General features: G+C 70.3%; 9 protein-coding genes. 5 read left to right on the top strand and 4 right to left on the bottom strand.

Features of this window, described 5'->3' with window-relative positions; genetic code table 11:
* Positions 1 to 3 precede the first annotated feature (3 nt).
* The 5 genes from OG734_RS44145 to OG734_RS44125 are packed head-to-tail and all read left to right on the top strand — an operon-like array spanning position 4 to position 8,482.
* Positions 4 to 3,963 (top strand): amino acid adenylation domain-containing protein, encoded by a 3,960-nt coding sequence (locus OG734_RS44145; RefSeq protein ID WP_330293005.1) that lies wholly within the window; start codon positions 4 to 6, stop codon positions 3,961 to 3,963.
* Positions 3,960 to 4,172: an MbtH family protein gene (locus OG734_RS44140; RefSeq protein ID WP_330293004.1), complete on the top strand. Its 213-nt coding sequence runs from the start codon at positions 3,960 to 3,962 to the stop codon at positions 4,170 to 4,172. The genes OG734_RS44145 and OG734_RS44140 overlap by 4 nt, the downstream gene beginning before the upstream one ends.
* A 35-nt stretch (positions 4,173 to 4,207) precedes the next feature.
* On the top strand, positions 4,208 to 4,921 hold the full coding sequence (locus OG734_RS44135; protein WP_330293003.1) for a thioesterase II family protein: 714 nt from the start codon (positions 4,208 to 4,210) through the stop codon (positions 4,919 to 4,921).
* 11 nt (positions 4,922 to 4,932) lie between these two features.
* Positions 4,933 to 5,757 (top strand): SDR family oxidoreductase, encoded by an 825-nt coding sequence (locus OG734_RS44130; protein ID WP_330293002.1) that lies wholly within the window; start codon positions 4,933 to 4,935, stop codon positions 5,755 to 5,757.
* 52 nt (positions 5,758 to 5,809) lie between these two features.
* On the top strand, positions 5,810 to 8,482 hold the full coding sequence (locus tag OG734_RS44125; RefSeq protein ID WP_443065032.1) for a non-ribosomal peptide synthetase: 2,673 nt from the start codon (positions 5,810 to 5,812) through the stop codon (positions 8,480 to 8,482).
* 69 nt (positions 8,483 to 8,551) lie between these two features.
* Here OG734_RS44125 and OG734_RS44120 read toward each other — a convergent pair whose 3' ends face one another.
* From OG734_RS44120 to OG734_RS44105, 4 genes are all read right to left on the bottom strand, one after another.
* On the bottom strand, positions 8,552 to 11,773 hold the full coding sequence (locus OG734_RS44120) for an alpha-L-rhamnosidase (protein WP_330293001.1): 3,222 nt from the start codon (positions 11,771 to 11,773) through the stop codon (positions 8,552 to 8,554).
* Between the two features lie 510 nt (positions 11,774 to 12,283).
* On the bottom strand, positions 12,284 to 13,555 hold the full coding sequence (locus OG734_RS44115; RefSeq protein WP_330293000.1) for an ABC transporter substrate-binding protein: 1,272 nt from the start codon (positions 13,553 to 13,555) through the stop codon (positions 12,284 to 12,286).
* Between the two features lie 56 nt (positions 13,556 to 13,611).
* Complete coding sequence (locus tag OG734_RS44110) at positions 13,612 to 14,433, bottom strand: carbohydrate ABC transporter permease (protein ID WP_330292999.1); 822 nt, start codon at positions 14,431 to 14,433, stop codon at positions 13,612 to 13,614.
* Positions 14,430 to 15,386 (bottom strand): carbohydrate ABC transporter permease, encoded by a 957-nt coding sequence (locus OG734_RS44105; RefSeq protein WP_330292998.1) that lies wholly within the window; start codon positions 15,384 to 15,386, stop codon positions 14,430 to 14,432. The genes OG734_RS44110 and OG734_RS44105 overlap by 4 nt, the downstream gene beginning before the upstream one ends.
* Between the last annotated feature and the right edge of the window lie 177 nt (positions 15,387 to 15,563).

The raw sequence follows: 15,563 nt of genomic DNA, 5'->3' as shown, positions 1-15,563 counted from the left end.
GACATGACCCAGCCCTCGACGCCGAGGCCCGCGCCGGCCGACGTACTCCCCCTGACCCCGCTCCAGGAGGGCCTGCTCTTCCACGCCCTGTTCGAGCACGAGCGGGACGCCCCCGACGTGTACGTCGTACAGCTGGTCTTCGAGCTCGAAGGCCCGGTGGATCCCGAACGCCTGCGCGCCGCCGCCCAGGCGCTGCTGGACCGTCACCCGAACCTGCGGGCGGCCTTCCGGCGACGCCGGGGCGGCCAGCCTGTGCAGGTCGTCCCGCACCGGGCGACGCTGCCGTGGGCGGAAGCCGATCTGACCGGACCGGGCACCGACACCGAGAAGGCGTGGGCCGCGCTGCTGGACGAGGACCGGGAGAACGGGTTCGACCCGGCCACCCCTCCCCTCCTCCGCTGCACCCTGGTGCGCACCGCGGCCGACCGCCACCGGCTGCTCGTCACCCACCACCACATCCTGCTCGACGGCTGGTCGGTCTCCGTCCTCCTGCGCGAACTGCTCGCCCTGTACGCCGCCGACGGCGCCCCGGCGATCCTCGGGCCAGTGCCGCCGTACCGCACGTTCCTCCAGTGGCTGGAGCGCAGGGACCGTTCCGTCGCCGAGGCAGCCTGGCGGGAGGCGCTGGCCGACGTGACGGAGCCGACCCGCCTGGCCCCGGACCCCAGGTCGGCCTCCGCTTCAGGGGCCAGCGACCTGGCTCAGGCCCGCACCGAGCTTTCGGCACAGACCGGGGCCGCCCTCACGGCGCGCGCCCGGAGCCTCGGGGTCACCGTGAACACCCTTGTCCAGTCCGCGTGGGCGATCCTTCTGGGCCGACTGACCGGCCGCGACGACGTCGTCTTCGGCACCACCGTCTCCGGCCGTCCGCCCGAACTGCCCGGCGTCGAGTCCATGGTCGGCCTGTTCATCAACACCGTCCCGACCCGGGTCCGGCTGCGCCCGGCGGACTCTCTCGGCCGTCTGCTCCACGAGGTCCGGGACACCTACGTCCATCTCCTCGACCACCATCACCTCGGCCTGGCCGACATCCAGCGGGCTGTGGGCGTCCCGGAACTGTTCGACACTCTCCTCGTCTTCGAGAACTATCCGGTGGATCCCGAGGCGACGGGCGAAGGCGGTGGGGGCGCGGACGGCGGGCTTCGCGTCGTCGGATCGAGTGGGCGCGACGCGACCCACTACCCGGTGACCCTCGTCGCCCTCCCCGGAGTCCGGCCCCGCTTCCGGCTGGCTTACCGCCCTGGGCTGTTCGACGCCGGATGGGCCGACGCCACGCTCGCCCGTCTGGTGCGGATCCTGGAGGCCATGGCCGCCGACCCGGACGTTCCTCAGGGTCGCCTGGGCATCCTGACCCCCGGCGAACTCCCCCGGCCGGTCCGGCTCGCGCCGGCCGCGACCCGTACCCTCCCCGGCCTCTGGTCGGCCCAGGTCGCGGCAACCCCGGACGCCGACGCCGTACTCGACCGGGGCACCCGGCTCACGTACCGCGAACTGGACGCCCGCGCCGAGCAGTTGGCCGCCCGGCTGACCGCTTTCGGGGCGGGTCCCGAGCGCGTCGTGGGCATCGCGCTGCCTCGCACGGCCGAGCTGGTCGTCGCCGTCCTCGCGGTGCTGAAGTCCGGCGCCGCCTATCTGCCCCTCGACCCCGCCTATCCGGCCGACCGCCTGGCGTACATCGTCGGCGACGCCCGTCCGGTCGTCGTCCTCACGACCGCCGAGACGACCGGAGCGCTACCTGAGGGCACACCGATACTCGACGTCGAAGACACCCTGACGATCAGTCAGAATGCCGTCACCATTGGTGAGTTGGCGCCCGAGAACCTCGCGTACATCACCTACACCTCCGGTTCCACCGGCCGCCCCAAAGGGGTTCTGGCCACCCACCGCAACGCCGTCGAGTTCGTCGAGTGGACGCACAGCGAGTTCGGTCGCGACCGGCTGGCCAAGGTGCTGTTCTCGACGTCGCTCAACTTCGACGTGTCGGTGTTCGAGATCTTCTCGCCCCTGCTGTGCGGCGGCCGTGTCGAGATCGTCGAGAGTCTCCTCGCACTCACCGACGGCACCCCTCGGGACGCCGGTCTGATCAGTGGCGTACCCACGGTCATGGCCGGCGTCCTCGCCGAACGGCCTGCCGTCTCACCGCACACGGTGGCACTCGGCGGCGAACCGATCCCCGGGCAGCTCCGCGCCGACATCGAGGCCGCCTTCCCCGGGGTTCGGCTCGTCAACTTCTACGGCCCCACCGAGGCGACGATCTACGCCACCGCCTGGCAGTCGGACCTCGGCCCTCGCGACGACTGCGCACCTCCCATCGGCCACCCGCTCGCCCGCAACCACGTCCACCTCCTCGATCACGCCCTGCATCCCGTGCCCGACGGGGCCGTCGGCGAGGTGTACGTGGCGGGCGGCGGGCCCGCCCGCGGCTACCTCGGCCGCCCGGGCCTCACGGCCGAGCGGTTCGTCGCCGACCCGTTCGGCGAACCGGGGGAACGCCTGTACCGGACGGGCGACCTCGCGGTCCGTGGCTCGGACGGGCAACTGCGGTTCCTGGGCAGGGCCGACCATCAGGTGAAGGTGCGGGGCTTCCGGATCGAACTGGGCGAGATCGAGGCCGTACTCGCCGCCCACCCCGCCATCGCCGGCGCGGCAGCGACCGTACGCAAGGACGGCCACGGCGGGAAGCAACTCGTCGCGTACGTCGTCCCCGCCGAAGCACCAACTCAAGGAGAAGAAGCGGAAGGCGGGGCCGCGTCCCCCAGCTCCCTCCGCGACCACCTCGCCCGCACACTCCCCGCCCATATGATCCCCTCGACGTTCGTGACTGTCGCGGCCCTCCCCCGCACCGCCAGTGGCAAGCTGGACCGCAAGGCGTTGCCCGCCCCCGATGCGGCGCTCGGCATGAGCAAGACTGCCCCGCGTACCGGCACGGAGGAGACACTGCGCGGCATCTTTGCCGACGTCCTCGGTCTCGACCCGGCCCAAGTAGGCATCCACGACGGCTTCTTCGACCTCGGCGGCCACTCCCTGCTGGCCCCCCGCCTGACCTCGCGCATCCGCGCCGAACTCGGCACCGACCTGCCGCTGCGCGTCCTCTTCGACACCCCGACCGTTGCGGCGCTGGCCCGCAGGACAGCCGTGGGCGACCAGTCCGTCGATTCGGGTACGGCTCCGCTGGGCCCGCTGCTCCCCCTCCGTACCCGCGGTCACCGCGAACCCCTCTTCTGTCTCCCGCCGGCCTCCGGCCTGTCCTGGGGCTTCGCCGGACTCGCCCTCCACCTGGCCGCTGACCGCCCCCTGTACGGCTTGCAGTCCCGTGGACTGATCCCGGGTCAGGAACCGGCCGGCACCCTCGCCGAGGTGGTCGCCGAGCACACCGCCCGCATCCGCGAGACCCAGCCGCACGGCCCGTACCATCTGCTCGGCTACTCCATGGGCGGCCTCGTCGCGTACGAGGTGGCCGTCGGTCTGCAGGCGGCCGGAGAACAGGTCGCGCTGCTCGCCCTGCTCGACGCCTTTCCCGGGGCCTGGACCGCACAGGGTCCCGCGCCGTCCGACCGCCCGGCCCTGCTGCACAGCCTCCTCACCATCCTCGGCCGTCCGGCGCCCGTCGACGAGGACGAGCCGCTCACGGAAGGGCGGTTCACCCAGCTGGTCCGTCGCGTGCCCGACATGCCCGGCAGCCTCGCCGACGCCGAACTGGCCGCCCTGGTCGAGGTGACGGCCAACAACCGGCGCCTGCTGGGCGAGTTCACCCCCACGTCGTACGCCGGTGACCTGCTGTTCTTCACCGCCGCACAGGATCCGGACGCGCTCCCCGACCGGTACGGCGGCTGGCGGCCGTACGTCGAGGGCCGCGTCGACAACCACGACATCCCCTGCACCCACGGGGAGATGACCCGGCCCACGTCACTGGACCGCATCGGCCCGGTGCTGGACAGCCACCTCAGGAGGAACCAGGCATGACCACCAACCCCTTCGACGACGACACCATCGAGCATCTCGTCCTGGTGAACGAAGAGGGCCAGCACTCCCTGTGGCCCGCCTTCGCCGACGTCCCGGCCGGCTGGACCGTCGTCCACGGCCGGGCGAGCCGCCGGTCCTGCCTCGACTACGTCGGCGAGCACTGGACCGACATGCGCCCCAAGAGCCTGATCGAGGCCATGGGGCAGTGAGCACGACGGACAACGCGAAGGAGATTCGGACGACCATGCGTGACACTGACGCGACCAAACTGGTGTGCCTTCCGTACGCGGGGGCGGGCGCCTCGTTCTACCGACCCTGGACCGCCGTCGCAGGTGACGCGCTGGAGATCGTCGCGCTGCAACTGCCGGGCCGGGAACGGCTGATCGACGAGGAGCCGTACCGGGACGCCCACCGGGCCGTCGACGGCCTCCTGGCCCAGTTGCGGGAGCGCCTCGGCGACGGCGGTGGCCGGGTGGCCCTCTTCGGGCACAGCCTCGGCGCCGTGCTCGCGTACGAACTCGCCCACCGGCTGGCCGCCGAGCCCGGCGTCGAGCCGGTGCACCTGTTCGTCAGCGGGTCGCCCGCGCCCGGCCAGGGCCGTGCACGGCGGGCCACCGGACTGTCCGACGACGAATTCCTCGCCCGCGTCGGCGAGTTCGCGGGCTACCGCCACCCCGCCTTCGACGACCCGGAGATGCGCGAACTGCTCCTGCCCGCCCTGCGCGCGGACGTCGAGATGCACGAGAACCACCGGCCCTCGACCGAACTCCCCCTGGACATGCCCCTCACGGTCGTCCGGGGCCAGGACGACGAGCTGGTCGGTCACGACGACGCCGTGTCCTGGAGCAAGTCGACCGGCCGGGACTTCGCGTACGTCGAGCTTCCCGGCGGCCATATGTACCTGACCGAGACCACGCCCGCCCTCGTCCGCGTCATCGTTTCGACACTCGCCTCCTGAAGGAGTTCCCCATGCGTCTGCACGGCAAGTCGGTCCTCGTCACCGGCGCCGCCCGTGGCCTGGGCCGGGCCACCGCGGTCGCCTGTGCCGTCGAGGGCGCCGACCTCACGCTGCTGGACATCTGCGCAGACCTGCCCGGCGTGCCCTACCCGCTGGGCACCCCGGGCCAGTTGGAGCACACCGCCGACCTGTGCCGGGAGGCCGGTGCCGCCGTCGTCACCGCGGTGGCCGACATCCGCGATCTGCACGCCGTACGGGCGGCGGTCAGCCGCGCGGAGGAGCGGTTCGGCCGGATCGACGTCGCCGTCAACAACGCGGGGATAGCCGCGCCCTCGGGCAAACCGGTGCACGAGATCGACGAGGACGAGTGGTCCCTGATGATCGACGTGGACCTCTCCGGGGCCTGGCGGGTGATCCGCGAGGTGGGGAAGGCGATGAGCGCCCGGCGCGGCGGCAGCATCGTCAACGTCGCCTCCACCGCCGGGCTCGTCGGCTACCGGCACTTCGCCGGGTACGTCGCCGCCAAGCACGCCGTCATCGGCCTCACCAAGGCCGCCGCTCTCGACTACGCGCCGACGAAGGTACGCGTGAACGCGGTCTGCCCGGGGTCGGTGCGCGACGACGCGTGGGCCGAGGGCCGGATGCTCGCCGAGATCGCCCGCGCGCTGGAGGTGCCGGTCCACGAGCACGAGAAGACCTTCGTCGAGGCGCAGCCCATGAACACGCTGATCGAACCCGAGGACGTCGCCGCCGCGATCGTCTTCCTCGCCTCGGACGAGTCCCGGCAGATCACCGGCTCGGTCCTGACCGTGGACGGCGGGTTCAGCATCCGCTGAGCCCGACTCCCCGATCATCAACTCCCCCCAGCATCAAGGAGTAGTACGGCCCGTGTGCGCCTCACTGCCCGATCCCGCCCGCTGTCACGCGATCCGCGTCCGGTCGGACCACTTCCCGGAGTCCGTCGGCGATCAGCGGCTGTGGATCGAGGACGTGCCCGTTCCGGCCACGGACCCCCTCGCCGAACGCCGCCGGACCACCGAACTCGCCCGTCCGGCCCACGACATACGCAGGGTCCTGCTCCGGTACGCCGACGGTGGGTCCGACCTGATCGTCGTGAGCCGGCGCGGCCGCCACGACCGTACGCCCGTGGACCGGCCGCCGACCGCGTCCCCTCCCGCCTGGGGCCTGGGAGGCGACGGTCCTGCCCCCGGCTTCACCGTCCCCCTGAATCAGGAAGAGAAGGAAGGGGACGAGGCGAGCTGGCTCACGGCACTGGCCGTCACCCTGCGCCGCTACGACCCCGACACCCCGCCACTCATCGGCACGGACCACGGCAGCCTCACCGTCGAACCGGCCGCCACGCTCGGCGAGTCGAAGCCCTCACCCGCGACGGGCCCTGCCCTCACAGGCCTGCTCTTCGGCACGCAAGACGAGGGCGAAGGCGAAGGGGAGGGCGAGACCGAATACGTGCCCTGCCTCGCGCCGCCGTTCCCTCTCACCGTGTCCGTCTTCCGGGACCCGGGCGGGTGGCGGCTGCGCTGCGACCATCTGAGCAGCCACTTCTCCGCGGAGATCGCCGCACAGTTCGTACGGCACCTGGTGCACGTACACGAGCATGTACTGAACCGCCCGCACACTCCGCCGGACGATGTCGAGCTCCTCGACGAGGCGGAGCGCGCCCGCACGGCGGCGCTCGGCCGTCCCTCCCGTGACCTGGCCACGACCACCCCTGCGAGCGTGCCGGGCAGGCTCGACCGGATCGTGACGGCAACGCCCGACCGCGTCGCGCTGACCGATGGCGCCACCGCCACCGTCCTGACGTACCGCGAACTCAACGAGCGCGCCGACCGGTTGGCAGCCGGGTTGCGGGCACGCGGAGTGGTCGGCGGCGACCGGGTGGGCGTATGTCTGGAGCGCTCCGCCGAACTCGTGGTCGCTTTGCTCGCCGTCCTGAAGTCCGGCGCGACCTATGTGCCCCTGGACCCCGCCTACCCTGCCGACCGGCTCGCCCACACGGCACGGGACGCGGAGCTGGGCGTGGTGATCACCCGGCTCCCGGGATTCCCCGCCGTGGCGGACTGCGTACGGGTGACGCCGGACGAACTGGCGGACGTCCGGACCCCGGAGGAGCACGCGAACCATCCGTTCCCTTCGCCCGCCGACGCCGCCTACGTCATCTACACGTCGGGCTCCACCGGCCGGCCCAAGGGCGTCGTCGTACCGCACCGCAATGTGGTCGCGCTGGTCGACGCGACCCGTGACGAGTACGGGTTCGGCGAGGCGGACGTGTGGACGTGGTTCCACTCCACTGCTTTCGACTTCTCGGTGTGGGAGATCTGGGGCTGTCTGCTGACCGGCGGACGGCTGGTCGTGGTGCCGTACTCCGTGTCCCGTGAGCCGGACCGCTTCCGTGATCTGCTCGTCGCCGAGCGGGTCACCGTGCTCAGCCAGACCCCGTCGGCCTTCGCCCAGCTCCTGGACGTCGATCATGCCGATGCCGGCGTGCGGCTCGTCGTCCTCGGCGGTGAGCCGCTGGACACGCGGATGTTGCTGCCCTGGTTCGACCGGCACCCCGAGCGGCTCTGCCGGGTGGTGAACATGTTCGGCATCACGGAGACCACCGTCCATGTCACCGAGCAGACCCTCACCCGCAAACTCGCCCTGGCCGCCACCCGGTCCGTAGGGCACGCCCTGCCCGGCTGGTACCTGTATGTGCTGGACCCGGTCGGACGGCTGCTGCCACCGGGAGTGGCCGGCGAGATCTGCGTCGGCGGTGCCGGGGTGGCGCGCGGCTACCTGGGCCAGGAGGAGTTGACGAGCCGCCGGTTCGTGCCGGACCCGTTCACCGGCGCCGTGCTGTACCGCAGCGGTGACCTGGGGCGTCTTCGCCCTGACGGGCGGCTCGAACACCTCGGGCGGATCGACAGCCAGGTGAAGATCCGCGGTTTCCGGATAGAACTCGACGAGATCCGCTCCGTTCTGCTGGAGGACCCTGCCGTGCGGACGGCGGCCGTCGTGGTGCGCCGCGACGACCCTGCCGACGCCGCCACCGCCAGGATCGACGCGTACGTCGTTCTGTCGTCCGGAGGCGACCCGGGCGTCGTCCGCGACCGGGCCGCGGGCATCCTGCCCGAGCACATGCTCCCGGCCACGGTCACCGCGCTGGACACACTTCCTCTGACGCCCAACGGCAAACTGGACGCAGCACGGCTCCCCGTACCGGCCGTCCGCAGGACGCGGGGACCGAGCACGACCCGTGCTGCCGCCACCGGGGACGGTCTCACCACGAGCCTCACGGAGATCTGGAGCGAGGTCCTGGGCGTGCCCGTCGGCCCGGACGACGACTTCTTCGAGCTGGGCGGCAACTCCCTGTTCGCCGTCCGCATCGGCGCGGCGCTGCGCGCCCGGGGTCTGCCGTCGCTGCGCCTGCGGGAGCTGTACCGCCACCCGACCGTCAGGGAGGTGGCCGCGAGCCTCGGGGTGCCCGACAATCCCCGTGCCGACACGGCGGAGCCCGCAGGCGCACATGGCGGCCCGTGGCAGCAGTGGCTCCATGCCTGATGCCTCGGACGCGTCTGCGGCACCGAGTGGCACCGCAGACGTGTTACCCGTCCATTCAGTACAAGCCCGTCAGCGCAGCCGGGCGGTCACGCGGTACCGGCCGGACTGCAGCCGGCAGGCGTACACCCCGTCGGTGTGACCGATGAAGCGCACGCCCTCGGCACGCGCCAACGGGACACGTCCTTCGTGAACCGAATCGACCGACGCGGCCGGAACCCGCAGGGTCGCCTCGCTGTTCGCGGGCACGACCACGTCGTACACGAGCACCCTGCCTCCGTCCCGAACCTTCCACTCGCTCCTGATCTCCCCGTACGGCGACTCGTACGCCCCCGAGACCTGTGTGATCCGGCCCGTGGGATCGAGGTGGGGTCGCAGCAGGAAGTGCTTGAAGCCGGGGCTGTCCGGATCGCGGGCGATGCCGGCCATGTACTCGTACATCCACTCCATGATCGCGCCGTAGGCGTAGTGGTTGAAGGAGTTCATGCCGACCGGCCCGAACCCGTCCTCCTTCGAGTACGAGTTCCAGCGCTCCCACACCGTGGTGGCACCGTTCTTCACCGAGAACAGCCAGGACGGCAGCGCGTCCTGGTGCAGCAGCTTGTAGGCCAGGTCCGCTCGGCCCTCGTCCGTGAGGACGGGCGCGAGGACGTTGACGCCGAGGAAGCCGACGGACAGCGTGTTCTCCGCGTACCGGACGCGGATGCTGCTGGGGTGCGCGGCCTTGTAGGCGTCGTCGTTGCCGATGTTGTCGGCGAGATGGCCGACGAGCGTGCGGCGCTGGGCCTCCGTCTCGTAGAGGTCGAGCTTGAGGGCCCACAGCAGCGCGGTCTGGCTGTTGTCTTCCGTCTTCTGGCTGGGGTCGGAGCCCGGTTCGATCGGAGAGGCGTCGCCGAGGCTGGACCTGACGGTGACCGTGCCGCCCTCGGTGCTCAGGTACTTGGTGATGAACGCCTGCCTGATGCGTCCGAAGAGCCGGTCGTACGCCTCTGACTCCGACGTCCGGCCGATCGCGCGGGCCATGTGTGCCATCAGCCGGGTGCTGTAGCCGTAGTAGACGTCACTCATCAGCTGGGCGCTGGTCTTCTGTGGCCCCAGCCAGTCGCCGGTGAGGGACCCCTGTCCGGCGTAGGTGTCGCCGGTCTGCTCCTGGATCCAGTCCAGGTAGCGGGTCATCGCCGGCCAGTTGTCCTCGACGACGGTCGCGTCACCGGTCATCTGCCACACGGTCCACGGCACGATGACGCCGGCGTCCGCCCAACCACTGCCACCGCCCGGGAAGTTGAACCGTCCCGTTGGGGCAACGCCGGTGAACTGCGCCTTGTCCATGCCGTAGATGGCCTGGGAGTCGACGACGGTGTCCTGGAAGTGGGTGAGGAAGACGCCGGCGTCCACGTTGTAGAGGCCGGTCGTGGCGAAGACCTGTGTGTCCCCGGTCCAGCCGAGGCGTTCGTCGCGCTGTGGACAGTCGGTGGGTACCCAGAAGTAGTTGCCGCGCTGGCCCCAACGGATGTTGCTCGCCAACTGGTTGATGTCGGGATCGTTGGTGGTGACGGTGCCGATCTCACGAATCGCGGATGTGGCGACCTTGCCTGTCAGGCCGGTGATCGTGACGGTGTCCGTCACGGTGACAGAGACGTAGCGGAAGCCGTAGAAGGTCAGGGCGTCCTGGTGGGTCTCGCCGTGCCGGTCGCCCTTCAGGACATACGTGCTGGTGGCCTTGGCGCTGCGGAGGTTGGCGCGGTAGAGAGAGCCCTCGGGGCCGTCCGCGCCGGCGCTGTCGTCGTTGAGTATCTCGCCGAACCTGAACTCGGTCTTGGCTCCGGCAGGGCCGCGCAGGCTGTAGCGGGCCACGCCGACCATGTTCTGGCCGAGGTCGAAGACGACGGTCTCGCCCGCGCGAATCGTGACCGGGGCGGAGGCCGCCTTCGCGGGATCGGTCACCGTCCTGGCGGGGTCCACGACGATGCGTCCCCTGCCGTTGGGGCTGCCGTCCTGTCCGGTCACCCCGGTGGCGACGGTGATCGACTGCGGTCGGCGGTCCCACTTCGGCATCAGGCGTGCGGTCTCGCCCGGGTAGGCGAGGAGTCGCGAGTTCGGGAACCTGTCGTCGAAGGCGACTCGTTCCACGTCCGACCAGGTGGAGTCGTCGAATCCGTGCGCCGTCCAGCCCGGCAGCTCTTTGCGGGCGTCATAGGTCTGGCCGTCATAGATGTCGTCGGCGCGGTAAGGGCCGGTGTCCGTGGCCTTCCAGCCGCCGCCCGGACCCGTGACGATCGTCTGCGAGGCCCCGTCGGCATACCGGATCCACAGCTTGGCCTTGACGGCCAGGGCGTTGCCGTCCTCCGCGTAGTACGTACTGCCTGCGGAGATGCGGCCGTTGTACCAGCCGTTGCCCAGCACGACCGCGAGGGTGACCTCCGACTCCCCCGTCACGAGGTCGGTGACGTCGTAGGTCATGTAGTTGACGCGCGCGTCGTAGTTCGTCGAACCCGGGGGCAGCAGTTCGATCGTGGTGCCGCCGTCCTGCGGCACGGTCACGTGGTGTCCGTTCACATAGGCGTCGTACACGCCGAGTGCGGAGACGTACAGCCGCGCCTCACGGACACGGGACGGGTGCTTTCCGCGACCCGCGTTCCCGAGCGCTTCCTCCATACGCAGCATCGGGGCCCCTGCGGAGTTCGGGACCTTCCCCCTCATCCCGATCCACTGCGCGCCGTCCCATCCGGTCACACCGTCGGTGCTCATCAGGCCGGTTTCGAAGTAGGAGGGGGTTGCGGTACCGACCGGTCGCTCCTCGGCGTCCCAGACCGTGACGGTCCAGTGATAGCGGGTCGAGGCGCGCAGCGGCCTGCCCGCGTAGCGGACGGCCACCGAATCCGAGGCACGGACACGGCCGCTGTTCCAGACGTCCGCCCGGGCAGCGGTCAGCTTCTCCGGGGAACTCGCGACGAGAATCCGGTACGCCCCCTGGCTCCGTCCGCGCCCCGCCGACCGCATACGCCAGCCGAAGCGCGGCCGGGAAGCGTCAACGCCCAAGGGCTCCGTGCGGTGTTCCACTGTCAGTCCGAGCACTGCGCCGCCCTCCTCACCGCGGGACGCCTGCGCCGCCGCCGCGCTCGTTCCGCTTCCCATGACACCGCCCCCTAGCGATACGGCGCCGGCTGTCGCGGCGAGCACGGTTCGACGACGCACGGCCGTGCTGTCCGCGCTGTCCGTGCTGTCCGTGTGGGGAGGTGTTCCCTCACTGACCTCGCGCTCGGCGCCGTCCGTCCTGCGTGCTTCGTGGCTCATGCCTTCGTCCTTTCGGGTTTACGGGTGTCGGGCCGCGGAAAGCGCGTGGTGAACGTGTGCCTTCCCGAGCCGACGTTGTGGGGGGGTACCGCGCGGACACCACGCCGTACGGCGTGCGGTAGCTGCCCTCGGCATGGGTGAGATCGCCGACCGGGCGGGGGTGGCGGTGGTGCTCGTCGCGGGCCGCCTTCGTGCAGGGCCCTGACGATCGGGGCGCGAGCGATGATGCCGCCGCTGAGATACGGACCGCCGCCGAACGGCTGGTGGGCGCGGACCAGTTCCACCAGCGCGTCGAGGACCGTGCCGCGATCCCCGTGGAAGGCTCCGTGATGTCGGCCGCGAGTTTGCGGTACTCGGACGCGTCCGCGTCCCGGCCGATCGGTGCTGCCATCCGGGCTCCACCTTTGGCATCGGACATGCCCAACCTCCGATGGACGATTGCGATTTGAACGTTTCAATCAGGTGCCGCAAAACGCCGTCGGCCACAAAGGGTGGCCGACAGCGCGTCAGTCAGCTCCCGGCCTCGTAGTCCGTGTCCATCTCGGCAAGGAGCTTCTTGGGCGCGGACTGGTTGCTGAAGATCTCCTGGAGACCGCTGAGCATGGTCTGCTGGACCTTCGCGTTGGGCCAGAGCTGGTCCATGAACGGCACGGTCCTGCCGGCCTCGATGAACTCGGACAGTTCGGCCAGCGACGGGTTCGCGACGAAGCCCGTGTCGGACCCGCTGGGCAGGCCGCCCTGCTTCTTGACGAACAGGTTCATGCCCTCGGGGGACATCACGAAGTCCACGAACTTCAGGGCGAGTTCCTCGTTCTTCGCCTTGGCGTTGACGCCGTAGCCGGCGCCCGCCGCAGCAGGTATGAGCGTCTCGGACGGATCGTCGGTGGCCGGCAGCGCCCGGAGCGTGAACGTGCCCTTCGGGTTCTTCTGCTCCAGGAGGGCGATCACCCAGTTGCCCTGGATGATGCCGAGCGTCTTACCGGTCGCGGCGAGGCCCTGACTGGCCTCGTAGTTGGTCCCCAGGGGGTTCTTCTGGAAGCAGCCCGTCTTCTCCATCGTCAGGTACTTGTCCAGGGCCGTCAGCCATGGTGACTTGGCGAAGGTCGCCTGCCCGGACTGCATCTTCTTGTCGAAGTCGCGGTCGTCGCCGTAGACGGTCGTGGCGACCAGCGCGTACTGGACGAGCTGGGTCACCCAGTTGTCCTGGTTGCCCAACGCGAAGGCGGGGGTTCCCTTGGCCTTCGCCGCCCGGCAGAACGCGAGCAGTTTCGTCCAGGTGTCCGGCGGGGTGAGGCCGGCGTTCGCCATGGCCTGCTCGTTGTAGACCGCGCCGATGCCGTTCTGTCCGAAGACCGCCGTGTAGGTCTTCCCCTCGTACTGGGCGACGCTCTTGATCGCCTCGGGCATCCTGGCCGCCCACGGCCGGTCCGAGAGGTCGCGCAGATAGCCCGGTTCGGCCAGGACGTAGGTGGCCCCCGGATTACCGTTGCCGGGCCAGACCGACATCACGTCGGGTGCGGTGCCCGAGGACAGCTGGGTGCGGATCTGCTGCTGGTACTGGTCGGCGCCGCTGGTGGTGTAGCGGACCTTGACACCCGGGTTGGCCTTCTCGAACGCCTTGACGACGTCCTCGACCGAGCCCTGGTCGATGGAGGCGAGCGTCAGAGTTCCGGAGCCGCCGGAGCCGCCGCCGGAGCCGGCCTTGGTGCCGCCACTGCACGCGGCCAGCACAGCCATGGAGGTCACTGCGGCGATCAGGATCGGGAGTGTGCGTGTCTTCATGATGTCCTTCTCGGGGGAAGAGCCACCGGGCATGAGGGACGGTCGAGCGTCGCGGGTCATCCCCGCAGCCCTCCCGCGAAGCCGTTGATGATGCTGCGCTGCAGCACGAAGTAGACGAGCAGGACGGGCAGGATGCTGATCACCAGTGCGGCGAAGATGAGGTTCCAGTCGGTGACGTACTGGCCGACGAAGCCGGCGATCGCGACCGGCATGGTCTGCCGGTCGCTGCCGCTGAGATACAGCAGCGGGGTGAAGAAGTCGTTCCACACCGCTACGGCGTTGAGCACCAGGGCGGTGACGGTGATGGGTTTGAGCATCGGCAGGACCACGTACCGGAAGCCCTGCAGCGGGGTGCAGCCGTCGATCAGTGCCGCGTCCTCGAAGTCGCGGGGCAGGGCGCGCAGGAAGCCGACGTAGAGGAAGACGGTGAACGGCACCTGCAGGCCGGAGTAGAAGAGGACCAGCGCCCAGGGTGTGCCGAGCAGGCCCATGTCGCGCATGGTCTGGTACAGGGGCAGCGAGGCGAGTTGGAAGGGCAGGACAAGGCCCAGCAGGAAGCCCAGGTACGTGCCTCGGGACCAGCGAGCCGTGGCGCGCGCCAGCGGGAACGCCGCGAGCGAGGAGACGGCCAGCACGATCGCGACGCTGCACGCCGTCACCAGCACGCTGTTGAACAACGCCCCGCCCAGTGCGCCCTGTTGCCAGGCCTGGGTGAAGTTGTCGAGGGTGGGTGAGGTGGTCGGGCTGATCGGTGACGAGTTGTCGGACGCCGGCCGGACGGCGAGGTTGACCAGGACGTACACCGGGAAGCCCACGACCAGGGCGATGGCGATCATCGCCAGCTCCAGCCCGAAGGTGCGGGGGCGGTAGCGGCTCACGACGTGGCCCTCTCGTTGCGGGACAGCACGGCGTACTGTCCGGTCGAAACGACGGCCACGATGATCGTGAGGACGACCGCGAGCGCGATGCTGTAGCCGAACTCCCCCAGCGTGAAGGCGTCCTTGTAGATCAGCGTGGAGAGGGTGTCGGTCGCGTGCCCCGGCCCGCCGCCCGTCAACGCGTACACCTGGTCGAAGAGTTTGATCCCGCCGATGATCGACAGCATCAGGTTGATGGTGAGGGCCGGGGCGAGCAACGGCCGGGTGACCGACCAGAAGCGCCGGACGGGACCCGCGCCGTCGATGGCCGCGGCTTCGTGGACCTCCCTGGGTACGGACTGGAGTCCCGCGAGGAAGATGACCATCGAGTAGCCCGCGAACTGCCAGACGATCACTCCGACGACGGACCACAGGGCGACCGTCGGACTGCCCAGCCAGTCCTGCCGCAGGCCGTCCAGTCCGACCGCGCCCAGCAGGCTGTTGACCGCGCCGTCGGGGCCGAGCAGGTTGCGCCAGAGGTAGGCGGTGACGATCGGGGTGATCACGGCCGGGGCGAACAGCAGGACCCTGAGCACGTTGCGGGACTTGATGGCCGAGTTGACCCCGAGGGCGAGCAGCAGGCCCAGCGCGTTCTGGATGACCGTGATCGACACGGCGATCAGCAGTGTGCGCCAGATGGCCTGTGTCGCGTCGGGATCGCGGAACAGTTCGGAGAAGTTGTCGAGCCCCACGAAGGAGAAGTGGGGGTCCAGGCCGTCCCAGTCGGTGAAGGCGTAGTAGACACCGCGAACGCTCGGCACCAGGACGACGAAGGCGAAGAGCAGCACTGCCGGCAGAGCGAACCACCAGGGCGGGGTGTTCCGCGCCCGCCGGACGCCGGAAGCCGGTGCGGCGTCCGGCGGGCGGTGCAGCCGGTCATGGTCCGGAAGCTGCTCGTGCGGGGCTACGGTCACCAGCACACCTCCCTTCTTGAATCGATTCAATATGGTGGTCGAGGGTCCGCGGGCAGTGGGGCACATGGAGGGCGACTGCCGCTTCCTGCCGCCGGAACGGATGGCGTCCGGCGCCGGGGGATACTTCCGTAGAGGCGATGGGTAACGTTGCCCACAGGGTGTGGCCAGACCCTAGAG

This window comes from Streptomyces sp. NBC_00576, from assembly GCF_036345175.1.
Lineage (GTDB): Bacteria > Actinomycetota > Actinomycetes > Streptomycetales > Streptomycetaceae > Streptomyces.
This window is presented reverse-complemented; position numbering and strand designations above follow the sequence as displayed.

Coding starts and splice junctions, on each gene's coding strand:
- OG734_RS44130 (WP_330293002.1), top strand. CDS start 4,933: ATGCGTCTGCACGGCAAGTCGGTCCTCGTCACCGGCGCCGCCCGTGGC.
- OG734_RS44145 (WP_330293005.1), top strand. CDS start 4: ATGACCCAGCCCTCGACGCCGAGGCCCGCGCCGGCCGACGTACTCCCC.
- OG734_RS44140 (WP_330293004.1), top strand. CDS start 3,960: ATGACCACCAACCCCTTCGACGACGACACCATCGAGCATCTCGTCCTG.
- OG734_RS44115 (WP_330293000.1), bottom strand. CDS start 13,555: ATGAAGACACGCACACTCCCGATCCTGATCGCCGCAGTGACCTCCATG.
- OG734_RS44120 (WP_330293001.1), bottom strand. CDS start 11,773: ATGAGCCACGAAGCACGCAGGACGGACGGCGCCGAGCGCGAGGTCAGT.
- OG734_RS44135 (WP_330293003.1), top strand. CDS start 4,208: ATGCGTGACACTGACGCGACCAAACTGGTGTGCCTTCCGTACGCGGGG.